The 18,991-nt window shown below is 32.1% G+C and carries 18 protein-coding genes and 1 pseudogene; 12 read left to right on the top strand and 7 right to left on the bottom strand.

Annotated elements, in window-relative coordinates; all coding sequences use genetic code 11:
- Positions 1–15 precede the first annotated feature (15 nt).
- Positions 16–765, top strand: coding sequence for a biotin--[acetyl-CoA-carboxylase] ligase (locus tag EU92_RS03875; protein ID WP_032513338.1), 750 nt, complete (start codon positions 16–18; stop codon positions 763–765).
- 2 nt (positions 766–767) lie between these two features.
- Here the strand turns inward: EU92_RS03875 and EU92_RS03880 are convergent, their stop codons facing one another.
- Both EU92_RS03880 and EU92_RS03885 read right to left on the bottom strand, forming a co-directional pair.
- On the bottom strand, positions 768–1,454 hold the full coding sequence (locus EU92_RS03880) for an ABC transporter ATP-binding protein (protein WP_032513339.1): 687 nt from the start codon (positions 1,452–1,454) through the stop codon (positions 768–770).
- A gap of 16 nt (positions 1,455–1,470) precedes the next feature.
- Positions 1,471–2,991, bottom strand: coding sequence for an NAD(P)H-quinone oxidoreductase subunit N (locus EU92_RS03885; protein ID WP_032513340.1), 1,521 nt, complete (start codon positions 2,989–2,991; stop codon positions 1,471–1,473).
- Between the two features lie 175 nt (positions 2,992–3,166).
- On the opposite strand from EU92_RS03885, the gene topA reads away from it, so the two are divergent.
- From topA to EU92_RS03910, 5 genes are read left to right on the top strand one after another with little or no spacing between them, the layout of a single operon-like run.
- Complete coding sequence (gene topA / locus EU92_RS03890; RefSeq protein ID WP_032513341.1) at positions 3,167–5,773, top strand: type I DNA topoisomerase; 2,607 nt, start codon at positions 3,167–3,169, stop codon at positions 5,771–5,773.
- Positions 5,774–5,781: 8 nt separating this feature from the next.
- Complete coding sequence (locus EU92_RS03895) at positions 5,782–6,267, top strand: hypothetical protein (RefSeq protein ID WP_032513342.1); 486 nt, start codon at positions 5,782–5,784, stop codon at positions 6,265–6,267.
- A gap of 22 nt (positions 6,268–6,289) precedes the next feature.
- Positions 6,290–6,928, top strand: a complete 639-nt coding sequence (locus tag EU92_RS03900) for a DUF2232 domain-containing protein (RefSeq protein ID WP_032513343.1) — start codon at positions 6,290–6,292, stop codon at positions 6,926–6,928.
- An 11-nt stretch (positions 6,929–6,939) separates the two neighbouring features.
- Positions 6,940–8,097 (top strand): nicotinate-nucleotide--dimethylbenzimidazole phosphoribosyltransferase, encoded by a 1,158-nt coding sequence (locus EU92_RS03905; protein WP_032513358.1) that lies wholly within the window; start codon positions 6,940–6,942, stop codon positions 8,095–8,097.
- Positions 8,098–9,096 carry a hypothetical protein gene (locus EU92_RS03910; RefSeq protein ID WP_032513345.1) on the top strand — a complete coding sequence of 333 codons (999 nt, stop codon included), beginning with the start codon at positions 8,098–8,100 and terminating at the stop codon, positions 9,094–9,096.
- On the opposite strand, the gene EU92_RS03915 is transcribed toward EU92_RS03910, so the two are convergent.
- Positions 9,085–10,227: an aldo/keto reductase gene (locus EU92_RS03915; RefSeq protein ID WP_032513346.1), complete on the bottom strand. Its 1,143-nt coding sequence runs from the start codon at positions 10,225–10,227 to the stop codon at positions 9,085–9,087. The genes EU92_RS03910 and EU92_RS03915 overlap by 12 nt on opposite strands.
- A 112-nt stretch (positions 10,228–10,339) precedes the next feature.
- Here EU92_RS03915 and EU92_RS03920 point away from each other — a divergent pair, with 112 nt between their 5' ends.
- A complete protein-coding gene (locus EU92_RS03920; protein WP_032523570.1) occupies positions 10,340–10,993 on the top strand; it encodes a riboflavin synthase in 654 nt (217 codons plus the stop codon).
- Between the two features lie 10 nt (positions 10,994–11,003).
- Here EU92_RS03920 and EU92_RS03925 read toward each other — a convergent pair whose 3' ends face one another.
- The 4 genes from EU92_RS03925 to coxB form a co-directional block, all read right to left on the bottom strand.
- Entirely contained in the window at positions 11,004–11,354 is a 351-nt protein-coding gene (locus EU92_RS03925) for an AbrB family transcriptional regulator (RefSeq protein ID WP_032513348.1), read from the bottom strand.
- A gap of 98 nt (positions 11,355–11,452) precedes the next feature.
- Positions 11,453–12,055: a cytochrome c oxidase subunit 3 gene (locus tag EU92_RS03930; RefSeq protein ID WP_032513349.1), complete on the bottom strand. Its 603-nt coding sequence runs from the start codon at positions 12,053–12,055 to the stop codon at positions 11,453–11,455.
- 6 nt (positions 12,056–12,061) lie between these two features.
- Complete coding sequence (gene ctaD / locus EU92_RS03935) at positions 12,062–13,687, bottom strand: cytochrome c oxidase subunit I (protein WP_032513350.1); 1,626 nt, start codon at positions 13,685–13,687, stop codon at positions 12,062–12,064.
- Entirely contained in the window at positions 13,684–14,487 is an 804-nt protein-coding gene (gene coxB, locus EU92_RS03940) for a cytochrome c oxidase subunit II (protein WP_032513351.1), read from the bottom strand. The genes ctaD and coxB overlap by 4 nt, the downstream gene beginning before the upstream one ends.
- A 262-nt stretch (positions 14,488–14,749) precedes the next feature.
- Between coxB and EU92_RS03945 the strand changes: the two genes are divergently transcribed.
- From EU92_RS03945 to EU92_RS10195, 5 genes and pseudogenes are all read left to right on the top strand, one after another.
- Positions 14,750–15,676 (top strand): COX15/CtaA family protein, encoded by a 927-nt coding sequence (locus EU92_RS03945; RefSeq protein WP_032513359.1) that lies wholly within the window; start codon positions 14,750–14,752, stop codon positions 15,674–15,676.
- Complete coding sequence (locus EU92_RS03950) at positions 15,673–16,674, top strand: heme o synthase (RefSeq protein ID WP_032513352.1); 1,002 nt, start codon at positions 15,673–15,675, stop codon at positions 16,672–16,674. Before EU92_RS03945 ends, EU92_RS03950 begins: the two co-directional genes overlap by 4 nt.
- Before the next feature lie 39 nt (positions 16,675–16,713).
- Positions 16,714–17,730: an ABC transporter ATP-binding protein gene (locus EU92_RS03955; RefSeq protein ID WP_032513353.1), complete on the top strand. Its 1,017-nt coding sequence runs from the start codon at positions 16,714–16,716 to the stop codon at positions 17,728–17,730.
- Positions 17,731–17,778: 48 nt separating this feature from the next.
- Positions 17,779–18,603, top strand: coding sequence for an ABC transporter permease (locus tag EU92_RS03960; protein WP_032513354.1), 825 nt, complete (start codon positions 17,779–17,781; stop codon positions 18,601–18,603).
- A 7-nt stretch (positions 18,604–18,610) separates the two neighbouring features.
- Positions 18,611–18,991: pseudogene (locus EU92_RS10195) on the top strand (glycoprotein); the annotation flags it as partial.

Here is an 18,991-nt window from a genome sequence, read left to right as displayed (position 1 = left end):
TTTAATAAAGAATTTGTGAAATTTATTGGATCTGGAGCTAAGACACTTTTTTATTTAAAGAAAATTCAGGGTCAATATCCACGTTGGAGGCTTCATTACAAAATAAAATGCAAAAGTACTGAAAATGAGCTAACAAACTGGCTTGGATATTCTGAAATTAAGAGAAACCAGCCAGTAGCTATAATAGCAAGAGAACAGTTCTCAGGTTTTGGCCAAAACTCAAGAACTTGGGTTTCCCCAAAAGGAGGGATTTGGTTAAGTGCAGCTTACCCAATATTTTCAAAAGAATTTATAAGCCAAATATTTAATTTGTCTTTAGGAATTAAGATATGTGAAATGCTTAGACAAGAAAATATAAATGTTTGTTTGAAATGGCCAAATGATATTTTCTTTGGTTCAAAAAAGTTGATTGGATTTTTACCAAGGGTGATAACGAGAGGAAAGGAAATTATTTATGTAAGAGTAGGTCTTGGTATGAATGTTTTAAATTACACTCCATCAGAAGGAATTTCATTATCAAAAGTACTTCAAACTAAGAATATTAATGAACATTATTGGACAGCTAAAGTTCTTAAAGCTTTTCATGATTCAGTTGAATGTAATAACGAAAAAGAATATGTGATCAAATCGGCAAATAAGTTCCTCACTAAAAGATTTTTACCTAGTGGTTTTTGTCCTCATATATGGAAAATTGAAGATATTGATTCGAACGGGAATTTAAGAATTAAAAATGAAACTCAATTGAAGGTAATTAGAAGGTTCTGAATTTAATTTACTTTTAATTCAACTATTCTTCCATCTTTAAATTTGGCTATTTTTTTTGCGCGATTTGCTACTTCATCTTCGTGCGTAACTAAAACTATAGTTATTCCAGATTCATGCAGTTTGTCAAAAAGATCTAGTACATCTTCAGTTGTTTTTGAATCTAGTGCTCCAGTAGGTTCGTCTGCTAATAATATTGCAGGGTTATTGATGATAGCCCTAGCAATCGCCACTCGTTGTTGTTGACCTCCTGATAATTGGTTTGGGCGATTATTCATTCTTTCAGAAAGGCCAACTTTTTTTAAAGCATTCTTACCTATCTCTAATCTTTGCTCAGGTTCAATACCAGCATAAATCATCGGTAAAATTACGTTCTCAAGAGCTGTTGCGTCTGAAAGAAGATGAAATTGTTGAAAAACGAAGCCTAATTTTTGGTTTCGTATCTCCGCTAGCTCATCATCAGATAATTTTTCAACAGGAATACCATTCAATTTATAAACGCCTTCAGATGGTCTATCTAGACATCCAATAATATTCATTGCGGTACTTTTGCCTGAGCCACTTGCTCCCATTACAGCTAAATAGTCACCTTTATAAATTTCTAAGTTTATGCTGTCTAAGGCTTTAACAGTTAGATCATCTTTACCATAGGTTTTAGATATTCTTTCTAAACTTGCGACTTTCTTAGACATTTATTCAAAAATTCTTCTAGGAAATATTGTTTGTTATAGCAATAATATCTTGTAAAAAAGGAGTTTCTGAAACTGCTGTATTAGCTAATTTAAAAAGAGGGTTAGAAAGAATTCCTCCAAGAGCTGTAACTGCCACGCAAGTATAAAGTGCAACTCTCAAGGGAGGCAACCCTACAATTCCCCAATTAATTTCAGGATATGATTTGACTATTTCAGATGCTTCCTGTGGTTCTTTAACTACCATCATTTTTATCACTGAAATATAGTAATAAATAGAAATAACTGAAGTTACTAGTCCAACGATTACTAATAGATATTGATGATTAGCCCAACCAGCAAAGAATAAATAAATCTTTCCAAAAAATCCCAGCATTGGAGGTAAACCTCCAAGAGAAAGAAGACAAAGGCTTAATCCTAATGTAATGAGAGGATCTTTTTGGTAAAGTCCTGAGTAATCAAGAATTCTGTCAGAACCAGTTTTTAGAGAGAAAAGTATTACACATGAAAAAGCACCTAAATTCATAAACAAATATGCAGCTAAATATAAAACACCAGCTGATAAACCATCTTGGGTCCCAGATACTATTCCAATCATTACAAATCCAGCTTGTCCAATAGAACTGTAAGCTAACATCCTTTTCATTGAGGTTTGAGCAAGGGCTACAACATTTCCAAGAGCCATGCTCAATATGGCTAAAATAGTAAATAAAAGTTTCCATTCTTCATCGAAAGAAGAGAAAGTAGTGCTCAATATTCTTATCGCAAATGCGAACCCTGCTGTTTTTGACCCGACAGATAAAAAAGCTACTACAGGTGTAGGTGATCCCTCATACACATCAGGAGTCCATTGATGAAAGGGAACTGCAGCGATTTTAAAAGCAACGGTTGATAAGACAAATACGAGAGCTAGAGAAGTAATGAATGAGGGTTTGTTGATAATCTCAGAACCAATTATTGCTAAATTTGTTGAACCACTTAATCCATAAAGAAAAGAGGAGCCATACAAATAGACAGCAGCAGCAGCAGACCCAACAAGCAAATATTTTAAAGCTGCCTCTGAACTTCGTGGATCTCTCTTGAGGTACCCAGAGAGTAAATAGCTCGCCACCGATAAAGTCTCAAGAGATATGAATATACTAATAAGGTCAGTAGATCCACACAAAAGCATTGCTCCAAGAGTTGCCGAAAGAACTATCGCTGCGAATTCTCCAATAGGGCTACCACTTTGTTCTGTATAACGCCAACTTATAAGTAAAGAAATTAAAGTTGATAAAGATATTATTGCTCTAAATGCGATTGCTAAATTATCTGAATTAAAGGATCCAAGAAATGCACTCTCAACTGGATTACTCCACTGTAAGACCAAGCTAACAAGAGCGCTTCCAATTGATAAATAGCAAATTATTGGTGTCCATTTTGAGGCAGTTTTTTCTCCCGCTAAATCTACAAGAAGTGTCCCAACAATACCTAGTAAGATAAAAGCCTCTGGAATAATGGCTTGAGCATTTAAATTAATTGAAAAGATTTCGTTGGGCACTTTATTAAATTGGATTAAATTAAATGTTTGATTGTAAGGGTCTAAGAGTTAATCTTAATTTAATTATAATTTGTGGGTATGATTTTTGAAATTTTCAAAAGAAATTAATTGAAAAAGCTTAAAATAATCATAATATGCCCTAACTGAACAAAAACACCAATTTTTGAAATAAACCTTGGATCACACACTTGTTATTGTTGAAAGTCCCACCAAAGCAAAAACTATAAGAAAGTTTTTGCCTTCTAATTTTGAAGTTCTTGCTTCAATGGGGCACGTAAGAGATCTTCCAAAAGGAGCTGCCGAAATTCCTGCTGCAGTTAAAAAGGAAAAATGGTCAAGAATAGGAGTTAATACAACGGAAAATTTTGAACCACTTTATATAGTTCCAAAAGATAAGAAAAAGGTTGTTAAAGAGCTTAAAGATGCATTGAAAAATGCGACCCAATTATTACTGGCAACTGATGAAGACAGAGAGGGAGAGAGTATTAGCTGGCATCTTCTGCAAATTCTTAAGCCTAAAATACCAACTAAGAGAATGGTTTTTCATGAAATCACAAAAAAGGCAATAAATAATGCTTTAGATCAAACAAGAGAAATTGATATGGAACTTGTTCAGGCTCAAGAAACTAGAAGAATCTTGGACAGGCTTTTTGGATATGAATTATCTCCTTTACTTTGGAAGAAGGTGGCCCCCCGATTATCTGCTGGCCGTGTTCAATCAGTTTCTGTAAGACTTCTTGTTAGAAGAGAGAGAGAAAGAAGATCCTTTAAAAAAGCTAGTTACTGGGGGATTAAAGCTTCCCTAGTAAAAGATAATATTTCTTTCGAAACTAAATTATTTAGCTTAAACGGTCAAAGAATTTCTAATGGTTCAGATTTCGATGAACAGACTGGCAAATTAAAACAAGGAAATAAATCTTTAATAATTGGAGAAGAAAAAGTAAATGATTTATTAAAGACTTTTTCCTCTGAGGATTGGTTAGTCTCAAAAATCGAAAAAAAACCATCCATTCGTAAGCCAGTTCCTCCATTTACAACAAGTACATTGCAACAAGAAGCGAACAGGAAGCTTCGTTTATCCGCAAGAGAAACTATGAGATGTGCACAAGGGCTATATGAGAGAGGTTTCATAACATATATGAGGACTGATTCAGTTCATCTTTCCGAACAAGCAACAAGAGCTGCTAGAGAATGTGTCAGTTCCATGTATGGGAAAGAATATTTGTCTAATTCACCAAGACAATTCAATTCATCTGCAAGAAATGCTCAAGAAGCACACGAAGCTATTAGGCCGGCAGGTGAGGTATTTAAAACACCAAAGGAAACTAATTTAACTGGTAGAGACTTATCTCTTTACGATTTAATTTGGAAAAGAACTGTAGCTAGTCAAATGGCGGAAGCTAGGCTAACAATGATTAATGCTGAAATTAGTGTAGGGGATGGATTATTTAAATCTAGCGGGAAAAGTATTGATTTCGCAGGATTCTTCAGAGCTTATGTCGAGGGAAGTGATGACCCAAGTTCATCCCTTGAACAACAAGAAATTATTCTCCCAAACTTAACAACTGGAACGTGTCTTGAAGTTACTAATAAGGAATCTACTTTTCATGAAACCAAACCGCCTGCTAGATATACAGAGGCTGCATTAGTTAAAGTTCTTGAAAAAGAAGGGATTGGAAGACCTTCTACCTATGCAAGCATTATTGGGACAATTGTGGATAGAGGTTATGCAAATATATCTTCCAATACTTTGGCTCCAACGTTTACAGCTTTTGCTGTTACCGCTCTATTGGAAGAACATTTTCCTGATCTAGTTGATACTACTTTTACTGCAAAAATGGAATCTTCATTGGATGAAATATCTTCCGGTAATCTTGAGTGGCTACCATACCTCGAGACTTTCTATAAAGGTAAAAATGGTCTGGAGGTGAAAGTTCAGAAAACAGAGGGTGATATTGATGGTAAAGCTTATAGACAAGTTGATTTCGATGACCTTCCTTGCGTAGTCAGAATAGGGTCTAACGGACCTTGGCTAGAGGGTACAAAAATTGATGAATCTGGTAATGAAATTCAGGCTAAAGGTAATCTTCCAATGGATATTACTCCTGGAGATTTAGACATAAAGCAAGTTGATCAAATTTTAAGTGGCCCATCAGATCTTGGCACTGATCCAAAAACTGGTGAAAAAGTCTATTTAAGATTTGGTCCTTATGGACCTTACGTACAATTGGGGAATAATGATCAAGATAAAGCTAAACCAAGAAGAGCTTCATTACCGAAAGAGTTAAAAACTGATAATCTAACTCTAGATGAGGCTCTAGTACTTTTAAGTTTGCCTAGATTGTTAGGAGTTCATCCTGAAGGAGGGGTTGTTGAGGCTGATAGAGGAAGATTTGGCCCTTATATTAAATGGATTAAAAATGAAAATGAATCTGAAAACAGATCATTAAAGAAAGAAGATGATGTTTTTACAGTTGATATAAAACGAGCATTAGAAATTCTTGCGATGCCAAAAATGGGTAGAGGTGGTCAAGAGGTACTTAAAGACTTTGGAAAACCAAAGGAATTTAAAGAAAAAATCCAAATATTAAATGGAAGATATGGTGTCTATTTAAAGTGTGGCAAAACTAATGTTTCGCTTGCTAAAGATACTGATTTAGAAAAATTTTCTATAGATGAAGCGGTAGTTCTTCTGGAAGAAAAACTCAAAGATAAAAAAGGATCTATTACAAAAAACACAAAAATAAGAAATAAAAAAATTACAAGAAAAAAGAAAAGTTAGAAAAAAATATGATTTTTAAAAAAAAAGAATTTTTTTTATTAATTTTTTTAATTTTATTGCAATCATGCTCTGGAGGGAGAATTGGGAATTTTCTTGAAAGTAGTTTTAATGATTTAGAAAAAATAAGTCAAGATGATGATTCGCAAAAGAATTTAGAGAATAAAAAACTTTTATTACAAGAAAATAAAGAGATTAATGATAAAAATTATCAAAAAAGAAAAAAATTAGAAAAGCCTAAATCTGTTCTGGAAAATAAAAAAGATATAAGTTTGGAAAAGATACAAAAAGAAAAAAATAACAAAATTAAGAATTCTTCAAAAAAAAGAAAAATTGAGCTTCAAAGTTACAAAATAATATTAATCTTAAAAGATGTAGATCCAAAAGATCCTACTGAAGATTTGACTAACATATTAAGAAATTCTGAGGTAAATTTTGAAATAGAAAAGATTGAACGTATTTTAGATTCAAAAAATAAAATTATGAATAAAAATTAAATAAAAGATATTCAACAAAATAATGAAAATAAAAACAAAAACCGAAGCTTTAAATATTGTTGAAACATCATATTTAGCATCTCTTTCGTCCCTATTATGGGTTGCATTATATTATTTACCAATTGGGGGTGCTTTATTAAGGTTGATTTTACCCCTACCAATGATCTTATTGCACTTAAGAAGAGGAACTAAAACTGCATTGGAAGGTATCCTAATACAATTTCTACTTCTACTAATAATTATGGGTCCTATTAGAGGAACCTTATTTTTATTCCCTTATGGGATTTTAGCTTTTTGGTTGGGATGGTGTTGGTTTAATAAAAAGATTTGGAGACTAAGTTTAACTATAGGAGTTATTATTGGAACCCTCGGTTTTTTTCTGCGAGTAATAGCATTATCTACGTTGGTTGGAGATAATCTGTGGGTCTTAATTACAAGAGCAAGTTATGGTCTAATAGAAAAGTTTATTGGCCTATTTCATTTGCCTTTATATCCCTCAATTGTAAGCATTCAATTAGGTGCAATTCTATTGATAATTTTTCAAGAAATAGTTTATGTTTTAACGGTACATGTAGTTGCTTATTCTCTGTTTCCTAGATTTAAATTAACTATCCCAGATCCTCCAAGATTATTAAATAGTTTAGTTGATTTAAATAATTGAAAAGAATAAGAATGTACAGTACAGAATTAGGGATAAATTTTTTTGGTAATGCATCCAATAAAAAAAGTCAAAGTAATAAGATAGAAATACTTAAAAAGAATATAAATAATTTCAAAATATTTCTTGTAATTGCAGGCACTAATACATCTCAAATTCCAGGAATTTCCGCTGCAGGTATTAATGCAAAATCAAGGAGAAAAACTGCTCTCGCAGATGCCGAATTTTTGATTAAGGGTGCTTCAAAAGATCATAGATATAAATTGCCTCTCCTCAATGCAGGAGTAACTCCTGCCCTAATAAGCCATGTTTGTTCAAAGCTTATAAATATTTATCCAGTTATTGTTCCTCTGGGAATAGGAGTAAAGCCTTATTTTAACCATTTGGTTGTAGAAGATAGAGATTTGGGTCCATCAAATTGTCTTACTACTGGTAAATCTATGTCCAAAGAGAGAGTTATAAATCTCTATGAAAGAGGACTCGCGATAGGAAAATCATCAAAACAACCCATTTTAATTTCTGAATCTGTACCAGGGGGAACCACAACTGCTCAGGCAGTAATGGAAGCTTTTAGTCTGCGGGTTTCTAATTTAGTAGGGAGTAGTTTATTTAAAGCGCCGAGAGAACTAAGAAGAAAAGTAGTTCAAAAAGGACTTTTAAATTCAAATCTCAAGAACGATTTTGACTCTTTTGATGTTGTTGCGGCGGTAGGTGATCCTTTCCAAGCTTTCTCAATGGGTCTATTAATTGGTGCCAGGTTAGCAAAACAACCTGTCATATTGTCTGGGGGGAGTCAGATGTTAGCGATCATTTCGCTTGTATTAGAATTCATAGATTTAAAAAATGAAGATAATTTTATTGAAGATGTTTTTATTGCGACAACTGGGTGGCTTTTGAAAGATAATTCTCTAAATAATTTATTAAATCTAATTAATGAAAAATATGATGTCAAATTATTAGGTTTAGCAAGTCCTTTAAATTTCAAATCTTCAAAATACAAAGAATTTAAGGATTATGAATTAGGACATGTAAAAGAAGGTGTAGGTGCTGGTGGAATATCATTGCTTGCTTTCTTAGATGGATTTAAAAATGAAGAAATAGTTTCATTGTGTCAACAAAATCTGGAAAAGATGAAGAGCCTAGGTCAAATTTCTTTAGAGAAGGATTGCTAAATGTTTTCAAAATTTGAAACCAGAAGAGAATTTTTAAATTATGGTAAGCTTTCGTTTTTATTTCTTTTAAACTCTTGCAGTAGTCTGCCTAATAAAGTAAAAATTGCACTTCAAAATTCTTTTTATCCAGAATCTTTTAAAGATACGATTCCAAAAGATTGGAAGCAGGAAAAAATAAATTTTGAAAATATCCAGCTACAAAAAAATAGAAACGCAATTTTCAATTCTGACTTTACTTTAATAAACGATGGATGGATTACTAGTATAGATTTTGCAGAATTTGAAAAAATAAATGAATATCTACTGATCGAAAATTTGGATAAGAGATCGATAGATTTTTTGGGAAGTTTTAATCAAAATCAGAAAAGTAAATTATTTCCTATTGGCGTAGTACCTTACACAATTATCATCAAAAATAATAAAGAATTAATAAATTCAGCCAGAACTTCTTGGGATTTTCTTCTTTCTAAAAAATTAACTGGAAAAATTATTTTTCCACAAAGTCCCAGAATAATATTGTCAATTGCTCAAAAAATTAATTCTTCTAATTCTTTAAAAAAACTCAAAAGCCAAGCAATGTTATTTGATGATAAAAATATGCTCAATTGGTTAATTAACTCTGATGCTTGTGTCGCAATAGTTCCTTATAGTCTTTGCTCAAAATATTTAAAAATAGATCCAAGGCTTTCTTTAGTTTTCCCAAGCCAAGGCGTACCTTTGATGTGGCATTTTCTACTTAGTCGATCAAATCTAAATAATGCAATATTAATTAAATGGATTAAATCATTAGAAAATAGATCAATAGTAGATAAATTAGTAAGCGAGGGTTGGTATCTACCATTCAATAGTGATTATTTACAAAGTAAATATAAATCTGATATGTTCCCAAGCTCAGGGCCTTCTGAGAAATGTTGGAAAAATAGTTGGTCTTTCCCTTCCCTAACAAATGAACAAAAAATTAATCTTAAAAATTTTTGGAATGAGTCTTTAACCCCATAATCTTTTTGTCGGAGTTTCAATTAATAAGTTATGGGTTTGCTTTAATAAATTTGGTATATCTAATTTACTAGGACATTTAGGCAAACATTCATTGCATTCTTGACAAAATGAGGAATTTTTTTCTTCCCACCAGTGGCCAGCTTTTCCTATTAAATTGTACCTTTCTTTTGAAAATTCTAATTGGCCATAACCAATAGATATATTCCTTAAACGAAGTATTTCTGGAATAGGTATTTCATTTGGGCATGGAAGACAACATCTGCATTGTTCACATTTGGTTGAGTTTAATCTTTCATTAGCAACTTCCTCAATTTTATTCAGTGCTCTTTTTTCAAGTTTTGTAAGGTTTTCAAAGGAGTTTCTAAGTTTATGAGCAAATTCAAAATCTTTTTTGTTTGACGCCCCCAAGGACAAAGTTGTAATGCCCTTTGCTAAAAGAAATCGATACGCTAATTCTAATGGATGAAAAGGCTTAGAGGCCTCTAACAAAATATCACTTGGAGAATATAATCTACCGCCTTTATCAGCAGGCGATATTGCTAATACTCCCATACCTTTTTTTATGGCATCCTCTGCCAAAGTAATTTTAGATTGATCTAAATAATGTAAATGTAGACTACAAAAACTAAAAACTTCACAGTTAATTGCATCTTTAATTAGTGAATAACTTCCGTGTGAACTAAAACCAACTTGATCAACTAGTCCCGTTTCAAGTATCCATGATATGAATTTCTTACCCTCTCCAGTAAGAACCCAATCTAGATGTTCTTTTAAGTTGAGTCCATGAATTGCAAGATTATTAATTTTCTTGCGATTTAAATTTTTAAGAGAATTTTTAAAATTATTTTTTAAAAAGTCAAAGTCACCCTTTGGTAATATTTTGGAAGTAATCACCCAATTTTTTTCTTTTATATTCTCTTCTATTTCTAGTTTTTTTATTGAATTTCCAATAAGTGCTTCTGCATCACCATAAGAAGGTGCTGTTTCTATATGGTTAATTCCTACATAATATGCATTTTTTATTATGCTATACATTTTTTCGAGACTTTCAGTTGCTCGCATTGTCCCTAAAGTGAATAAGCTCACTTTCGCCCCTCTACCAAATGATCTTTTTTGTGAATTAATAATCATCTAAATATGATCAATTTCTTTTTATTTAATCTTTAATTTATTTATAGTTGAAAATGATTTAAAGTAAATTAAAGTAAATACAAAATTTTGCAAAAATATTTTTCTTAAATCTATGTTCACAGGAATAATTCAATCAATTGGAAAACTAAAACAAGAAAAAAATATTTTAGAAATTGAAATCCTAGATAAATTATTTGATATGGCAATCGGCGACAGCATAGCCGTTGATGGAATTTGTTTGACAGTTAAAGAGATTTTTCAAAATAAATTTACTGTTGATATTAGTGAGGAAACATTAAAAAAAACAACTTTAGGAGTAAAGTCGAACCTGAATCAGATTGTTAATTTGGAGCCCGCTCTTAGGGTGTCTGACCGTCTAGGAGGGCATATAGTAAGTGGACATGTTGATGGCCTTGGAACAGTTGAGAATATAGAAAAATTAGAGAAATCTTGGCTTTTATCCATAAAGTGGAAAAATAAAAATTTTTCTAAATATGTAGTTAATAAAGGCAGCATTTGCGTAAATGGTATAAGTCTTACAATTGCAAAATATGAGCAGGAAGGAGAAATATTCACTATTGCGATAATTCCTCATACTTGGCATAATACAAATCTGAATAAATTAAATGTTGGTGACAGCGTAAACCTTGAGGCAGATGAGCTAATTAAATATGTAGAGAAATTACTTTTGTTTAATAAAAATAGTGAAGAAGATTTCTCTTCAAATAATATTTCTTTGGAATGGCTTAAAGAAAACGGTTGGTAAAATATATTTTTTAATTTAATGGAGTCAGATATATAATCTTTGATTCTTGTTTTAGATCAATTTTAAATTCTTGACCAGGTTCAAGACCTAATTTCTTAGTGTAGGCATGACCTATTAATAGATTTCCATTGCCGTGAACCTTAGTCTTAAATTCTGCCTGCCTGCCTCTTGAAGCTCTATTCGCGCCCCTCCCCTGTCCATTGCCTAATTTATAACCTTTTGCTTCGAGAAGAGCCCTGTAAAAACTTTTTCTTAAAACCCTACCGCTTGGACCAACATAGCCACAACCTTTTGCTATCTCATCTTCAGATTGCTTACTTAGTAATTTTGCTTTTTCAAGAAGTTCTTTTCCTTCTAGCATTACCAGACAAATTTATAATTATATATTCTTACTAAAAAAGAGAACTGTGGCAATATAAATTAATAAAAAATATATTTAATTTTTGAAATTTTTACTTATTATAAAAGATACAAAATGATAAATAATATTACCCATATTCCATCTACAAAATGCCAGTACAATTCAACAGCTTCTAAGGGGAAGATATTTTGACTTGTCACTCTTCCTTTATTAACTCTTGTTTGCCAAGCAATAATTAAAATCATTAAAGTGCCTAAAGTTACATGTAATCCATGAAAACCAGTAAGTGCAAAAAAAGTACTTGCAAATAAATTATCTGTCAATCCAAAAGGTAAATGAAAATATTCAAATAATTGACATATTAAAAAGATTATTCCGAGAGCAGCAGTAAAAAATAACCATTTTTGGGAATCAGAGTTTTTATCTTTCATAAGTGCTTTACCTGCCTTGTGGAAAGTTGCACTACTAACAAGTAATAAAATTGTATTTAGTGTCGGTATTGGAAGCTCTAATTCATATATAGCACCATCAGGTAATGGATTTACTGCTTTATAAGTTAGATAAGCAGCGAAGAATCCTGCAAAAGTCATTCCGTCAGCAATTAAGAAAGTTATAAGCCCAAACATTCTGTAGTCTTCATGTTTTTCATTAACTTCAGAATTATTTTTTCGAATTTCTTTTGAGCTATCTAGAGTCGTCATATGTTTTTATTTTTGTTCAGAAAATTGTTTACCATAACCATAAGGTTCCTCCACTAATGGAGCTTCTCCTTCCCAATTTTCCACTGGAGGAGGAGAAGATGTTAACCATTCTGGTGTTAGGGCATTCCAGGGATTATCTCCAGAATCCTTACCAATTCTCACACTAAGGAATATGTTAATTAGGAAAGGAATTGTACTTATAGCCATCAATAGTGCACCTAAACTACTAATTTGATTAACGAACTGGAATTGAGGATCATATTCTGCAACCCTTCTTGGCATTCCATTTAAGCCAAGCCAATGTTGAGGAGCAAAGCATAAATTAAATCCAATAAAGGTAATAACAAAATGTAAAATTCCCAATTTTTCATTGAGCATTTTACCTGTTACTTTTGGGAACCAATGGTAAATGGATGAGAAAATAATAAAAACGGTACCACCATAAACTATGTAATGAAAATGGGCTACAACGAAATAGGTATCATGTACGTGAATATCGAAGGGGACCTGTGCCAAAGCAACTCCTGTGATACCTCCAAAAACAAAATTTATAATAAATCCGCAGGAGAATAACATTGCACTATTGATGGATATTTTACCTCCCCATAATGTCGCTACCCAATTGAAAAATTTTATCCCTGTTGGAACTGCAATAAATGCTGTCGCAATGGTGAAGAACAATCTCATCCAAGGGGGTGTTCCACTTGTAAACATGTGATGAGCCCAAACAACTAAACCAAGAACAACTATTCCCATTATTGAAAAAACCATTGTTGTGTATCCAAAAAGTGGTTTCCTAGAATGGACAGGAAGTATTTCACTAACCAATCCAAAGGCAGGAAGTACCATAATGTAAACAGCTGGATGAGAATAAAACCAAAATAAATGCTGATAAACTACTACGTTCCCACCCAAAATAGGATTGAAAAAACCTGTATTAGCGATGATATCAAAGCTAAGTAGAATTAAAGTACCGGCCAAAACAGGAGTTGATAAAACGACTAATAAACTTGTGCCAAGCATTGCCCAACAATACATTGGCAATTGCATTAGTTTTAATCCTGGCCTTCTTAATTTGATAATGGTGGCGATAAAGTTTATCCCACCAAAGATAGAACTGCCTCCGAGTAATAGAACACTCAGAATCCAAATTATTTGTCCCGATTGAGGAGTAGTTATGCTCAAAGGTGGATAAGCCGTCCATCCAGCCTGAGCAGCACCCTCAACAAAATAGCTTGCTACTAGCATCAAACCTGAAGGAGGAATTAACCAAAAAGCTACGGCATTTAGTCTTGGGAATGCCATATCTCTTGCACCCACATAAAATGGAATTAAATAATTTCCAAAAGCACCGTTAACTACAGGCACTATCCAAAGGAATATCATTATTGTTCCATGTAAGGTTAAAACTTGGTTATAAACATCTCTTGGCATAAAGTCAGACATTGGACTAGCTAGTTCAATTCTTATAGCGCTCGCTAAAGTTCCTCCAATCAAATAGAAAAGAAAACCGCAAACCAGATATTGTATTCCAATTACTTTATGATCAAGACTAAAACTAAAGTATCTAAGCCAGCCTTTGGGTTGAAGACTCTCATTATTAGTTTGTTGTGGATCAATTGATATTGTCATAAGTTCACCTCTGTTTTTTTATTGTTGTTAAACCAATCGTTATAGTCAGATTCTTCTTCAACAATTATGGAGGCTCTCATTCCTCCATGATATGGGCCACATAATTCGGCACAAATTATTGGATATTTTCCTACTTTTGTAGGAGTGAAATTCAGAACAGTTGGTTGTCCTGGAATAATATCCTGTTTAATTCGGAACTCAGGTACCCAAAAAGCATGAATGACATCTTTAGATTCCATTTTCATCGATACTTTTTGATCAACAGGAACATGTAGTTCTCCTGATATAAATTTGCCTTTGGGATAATTGAATAGAAATGCAAATTGCATAGCAGAAACTTCAATTGATAAATTATTTTTTGATATTTCATTATCAGAAGTTTGACTAATTCCAGCCCATATTTTTTCAGTACTTGAACTCATCATTTCGTGGTTATGATTTAGTTCCTTCATCCCTCCCATTCGGTCGTAGATGTTGTAACTATATAAACCTATTAATAAAACAATTATTGAAGGGATAATTGTCCATACAATTTCTAAGCTTAAGTTTCCCTCTAAAGCTATACCATCGCCGATCTGATCATTTCTTTTCCTAAACTTAAATAAACTATAAACAACAGCTAATGTCATTCCTATAAAAATAATTAAGCCTATGATGAAAAGAATTTTAAAAAGTTCATCGTAAATTGGCGCATTAATACTTGCTTCAGCTGGGAGCAAATTTATATTGAATCCGATCCAAAAAGATATCGCAAAAACTAGTGAAATAATAAGTATTAAATAAATGTTTTTATTTAACAATTGATTCCCAAAAATTTGTATTTATATTTTTAAGATATTCAATTTTTTAAATTCTGCATCCTTTGTTAAAAGAAAATCATTTAAATTCATAACTTCTTAAGATTTTAGAAATAAAAGACGTATTATTAATAACTTTTTAAAGTTAATTGTCAGGGAAAAAAGATTAAATTAGTCAATTATTTTTTAATTTAAACATATTAATTTTTAATTAATGTTTGGTTTTTGAATCTAAATTATTATGCAAAATAATAGGTTTATCCATTTGATTAATAACCAATTATATAAATCAAAATATCTGCCAATTTTTAAAAGATTAGGAAGTCATAGTGTATTTGCGCTCATAGCCCTAATTGTAATTGGAGGTGCTACGAGAGTCATGGATGCGGGCCTTGCTTGTCCAGATTGGCCATTATGTTATGGATCTTTTTTGCCTTTAAATCATATGAACCTAAGAGTTTTTCTAGAGTGGTTTCATCGCCTAGATGCTTTTCTGGTTGGAGTATTAATTCTTTTTAAATTTGCCCTTTCAATTATCTGGAAAAAAGAAATTCCAAATTGGTTACCTAAAACTTATTCATTACTACTTTTTCTTGTTATTGTCCAAGGATCTTTTGGAGCTTTAACAGTAATAAACCTGCTTGATTCATATACTGTTACGGGCCATCTTTTAATAGCATTTTTACTGCTAATTACAACAATTTCAATAAATCAAAATTTAGAAAATAACGAAATAGAAGAGCCATTGATTTGGTGGAGATTATTATTATTTGTTCCTCTTTTACTTACTTTGATTCAATCTTTCATTGGAGTAAGGCTTTCATCAACTTGGTCAGCACATATTTGCTTATCTTTTAATAAACAATGCCTAATTCTAAATACTCATAAATTATTTGCTTTCCCAATTACTTTTTCAATTCTATTAATTATTGCTACTGCAATTTATAAAAGAAGTTTGCTTACTGAAAATTGGAAATATCTCTTAGCACTTATTTTTCTTTTGTTTTCCCAAATTGTTTTGGGTGTTTTAAGCCTTAAAACAAATTTGAATGAACCTATTTTTATTATCGGTCATCAACTTAACGCCTCTTTATTTATTGCGATATTAACAACATTAATTTTTAGAAATCCTTTTACCAAAAAAGGTCTAAACCACTCCCTAAATTCTCAAATGGTTGGTGTGAATTCATGAACAGTAGTAACTTGGAAAACTTGAACTATAAATCTTCAATTAGGGATGAAGTTGTACCTTCAAGAAAAAGATTAACTTTGCCACCTTGGCTTGAAGTAGCAAAACCCAGATTAATCCCACTTTTACTGGCAACAACTTTGGGAGGAATGGCTTTAACAGAGGAATGGCCTTTGTCTTCACCGAAACTTATCTGCACTTTAGGAGGTGGAGCTTTGGCAGCAGCAGCAGCAGGAGCTCTTAATTGTTTGTGGGAAATGGAATTAGATAAGAGGATGACAAGAACTAGCAAAAGAGCTTTGCCCGCAGGAAAGTTGTCATCTGAGACAGTATTTTTAGCTGCCGTATCATGTACTTTGGCAGCTTCTATGCTTTTAGTAAGTGGTGTAAATTATTTGGCTGCGGGATTAACTCTTCTTGGTCTATTTAGCTACGTAATTTTATATACAGTTATTTTGAAACCTCGTACAACAAAAAATATTGTTTTTGGAGGAGTTGCTGGTGCGATACCACCTTTAGTTGGAGCATCTGCTGCTACAGGGCATGTAGGTCTTAGTGGTTGGTGGTTGTTTGGTTTGGTAATGTTATGGACGCCAGCTCATTTCTGGGCCCTTGCAATTTTGTTGAAGGATGATTACGCATCTGTTGGTATTCCTATGCTCCCTTCTGTTAAAGGATCTGTTTTTACTGCTAAAGCGATTTCTCGTTACGGATGGGCAACAGTTTTAATGAGTATAATGGGAGTCTTTGCTTTACCTGAAGGGGGCCTCTTATATGGAATTATGTTATTGCCATTCAATGGAAGACTTTTGCAATTAATAAACGAATTAAATAAATCTCCTGATGATCTTTCAAGAGCAAAGTCTCTTTTTAGGTGGTCTATTCTATATATGTTTGGTATTTGTCTTTTGTTATTAATTTCCAGAACTCAACTATCCGTAGAATTTGAGCAGCAATCTAAGCAAATATTTTTCTCTATAGTATCCCAGCTTACTAATTAAATTGGATGTAAAATGTTTTTTAAGTAAATAGTAAGTTTGATGAATTATATAAAAGTTAAGGGGCTATCAAAATCTTATTCAGATATTAAGGCATTAAAAAATTTATCGATGGAAATAGAAGCTGGCACATTATTCGGAATACTAGGTCCTAATGGTGCTGGCAAATCAACACTAATAAAAATACTCGCTACTTTAATAGAGCCTGATAGTGGAGAAGTTTTTATAAATAATATTAATCTGATAAAAAATTCAAGGAAAATTAGAGAATTAATTGGTTATGTTGCCCAGGACATAGCACTTGATAAAATATTAACTGGACGAGAGCTTTTGGATTTTCAATCAGATTTGTATCACATCAACAAAAACAAAAAATTTGAAAGGATAAAGAAATTAACAGATCAATTAGAAATGAATGATTGGATTGATCGTAAGTGCGGAACTTATTCAGGGGGGATGAAAAGAAGAATAGATCTTGCAGCTGGACTTTTACATTTGCCCCAAGTATTAATATTGGATGAACCTACAGTTGGTTTAGATATTGAAAGTAGGAATATTATATGGCAACTTTTGAAAGATTTGAGAAATAACGGAATGACTATTATTTTAAGCAGTCACTATCTTGATGAAATAGATAAATTGGCAGACAGATTAGTGATAATTGATGATGGAAGAGTTATAGCAAAAGGGACTCCTTCAGAACTCAAAAATAAATTAGGAGGAGATAGAGTAACTTTGAAAGTAAGAGAATTTAGTAATCAGGAAGAAGCAAAAAATATATGTCAAATTTTATCTTCAATAGATGGAATTAGTCAGATTATCATAAATGAAGCTCAAGGTTTCTCGATAAATTTTGTGGCAGATAAGGAAAAAGATTTACTTACGAAGCTCAAAGTGGAATTGGCTTTCTCAAAGTTTGAAATTTTTTCTCTTACCCAAAGTCAGCCAAGCTTGGATGATGTATATCTTCAGGCAACCGGGAAAACATTATTGGATGCCGAAATTTCTATGGCAGGTAAAAGAGACCTTAAAAAAGAATCAAAGCAATCCATGCGATAAAAAAACTTTTGGTTAACTAACTATAATGAGAATTAATTACTGCTAATTATGGAATTAAAACAGTATAATTTATTTTTTTTATATCAAGAAACATTTGCTTTAACAAAAAGATTATTTATTCAATTAAAAAGAAGACCATCAACTCTTTTAGCTGGAATATTGCAACCCATAATTTGGCTTTTTTTATTTGGGGCACTATTCTCTAAAGCTCCTGAAGGTTTTTTACCAGGAGTTGATTCTTATGGGAACTTTTTAGGGGCGGGACTTATTGTTTTTACTGCTTTTAGCGGAGCCTTAAACTCTGGTCTACCTTTAATGTTTGATAGAGAGTTTGGATTTCTTAATAGATTACTTGTTGCTCCTTTAACCAGTAGATTATCCATAGTTTTATCTTCTTTTATTTATATAACAATCCTAAGCTTTGTTCAGAGTATTGTAATAATGGTTGTTTCATACATTTTGGGTTATGGATGGCCTAACTTATATGGTTTAGGAATTGTTTTTACAACACTAATTCTATTGGTTCTTTTTGTGACATCAATAAGTTTATGTTTAGCCTTTGTCTTGCCCGGACATATTGAATTAATCGCTCTTATATTTGTGATAAACTTACCTCTTCTTTTCTCAAGCACTGCTTTAGCTCCAATCTCTTTCATGCCAAATTGGCTTGGGTGGTTAGCCTCATTAAATCCATTAACTTTTGCGATTGAACCTATTAGGACTGCTTATACAGAAACTATGAATTTAGAATTAGTGGCTTTACACGCCCCATATGGTGATTTAACTTGTAAGAGTTGTATATCAATTTTATTTTCTTTAACAGTTTTTTCCTTGATTATTATAAGGCCTCTGTTAAATAGAAAGTTAAATTAATAAATTTATGTTTTTAAAAAATCATCTAATAGCAGTTTTTAAAAAAGCCTCTTCAGAAAATAATATTTTGCTTGAAGAAAATATTGTTCTTAAGTGGGTGCATAGATTCGGTATTGATTCTTTAAATGATTTATTAATCCATAGCTCAGCACTAAGGGGATTTCATCATGAAGAAGAAAATCAAGAACAAATAACTTTAATTGATGAAAATCATGAAGAAGAAAATCAAGGACAAATAACTTTAATTGATGAAAATCATGAAGAAGAAAATCAAGAACAAATAACTTTAATTGATGAAAATCATGAAGAAGAAAATCAAGAACAAATAACTTTAATTGATGAAAATCATGAAGAAGAAAATCAAGGACAAATAACTTTAATTGATGAA

Origin of the sequence: Prochlorococcus marinus str. MIT 9107 (genome assembly GCF_000759855.1) — a bacterium.
GTDB lineage: Bacteria > Cyanobacteriota > Cyanobacteriia > PCC-6307 > Cyanobiaceae > Prochlorococcus_A > Prochlorococcus_A marinus_N.
The sequence above is the reverse complement of the archived record's forward strand: the minus strand, read 5'-3'. Positions and strand labels throughout refer to the sequence as shown.

Bases quoted from the DNA above. Each gene is read 5' to 3' on its own strand.
- EU92_RS03880 (WP_032513339.1), bottom strand. From the start codon at position 1,454: ATGTCTAAGAAAGTCGCAAGTTTAGAAAGAATATCTAAAACCTATGGT.
- EU92_RS03895 (WP_032513342.1), top strand. From the start codon at position 5,782: ATGATTTTTAAAAAAAAAGAATTTTTTTTATTAATTTTTTTAATTTTA.
- EU92_RS03900 (WP_032513343.1), top strand. From the start codon at position 6,290: ATGAAAATAAAAACAAAAACCGAAGCTTTAAATATTGTTGAAACATCA.
- EU92_RS03905 (WP_032513358.1), top strand. From the start codon at position 6,940: ATGTACAGTACAGAATTAGGGATAAATTTTTTTGGTAATGCATCCAAT.
- EU92_RS03910 (WP_032513345.1), top strand. From the start codon at position 8,098: ATGTTTTCAAAATTTGAAACCAGAAGAGAATTTTTAAATTATGGTAAG.
- EU92_RS03915 (WP_032513346.1), bottom strand. From the start codon at position 10,227: ATGATTATTAATTCACAAAAAAGATCATTTGGTAGAGGGGCGAAAGTG.
- EU92_RS03920 (WP_032523570.1), top strand. From the start codon at position 10,340: ATGTTCACAGGAATAATTCAATCAATTGGAAAACTAAAACAAGAAAAA.
- EU92_RS03925 (WP_032513348.1), bottom strand. From the start codon at position 11,354: ATGCTAGAAGGAAAAGAACTTCTTGAAAAAGCAAAATTACTAAGTAAG.
- EU92_RS03930 (WP_032513349.1), bottom strand. From the start codon at position 12,055: ATGACGACTCTAGATAGCTCAAAAGAAATTCGAAAAAATAATTCTGAA.
- ctaD (WP_032513350.1), bottom strand. From the start codon at position 13,687: ATGACAATATCAATTGATCCACAACAAACTAATAATGAGAGTCTTCAA.
- EU92_RS03950 (WP_032513352.1), top strand. From the start codon at position 15,673: ATGAACAGTAGTAACTTGGAAAACTTGAACTATAAATCTTCAATTAGG.
- EU92_RS03955 (WP_032513353.1), top strand. From the start codon at position 16,714: ATGAATTATATAAAAGTTAAGGGGCTATCAAAATCTTATTCAGATATT.
- EU92_RS03960 (WP_032513354.1), top strand. From the start codon at position 17,779: ATGGAATTAAAACAGTATAATTTATTTTTTTTATATCAAGAAACATTT.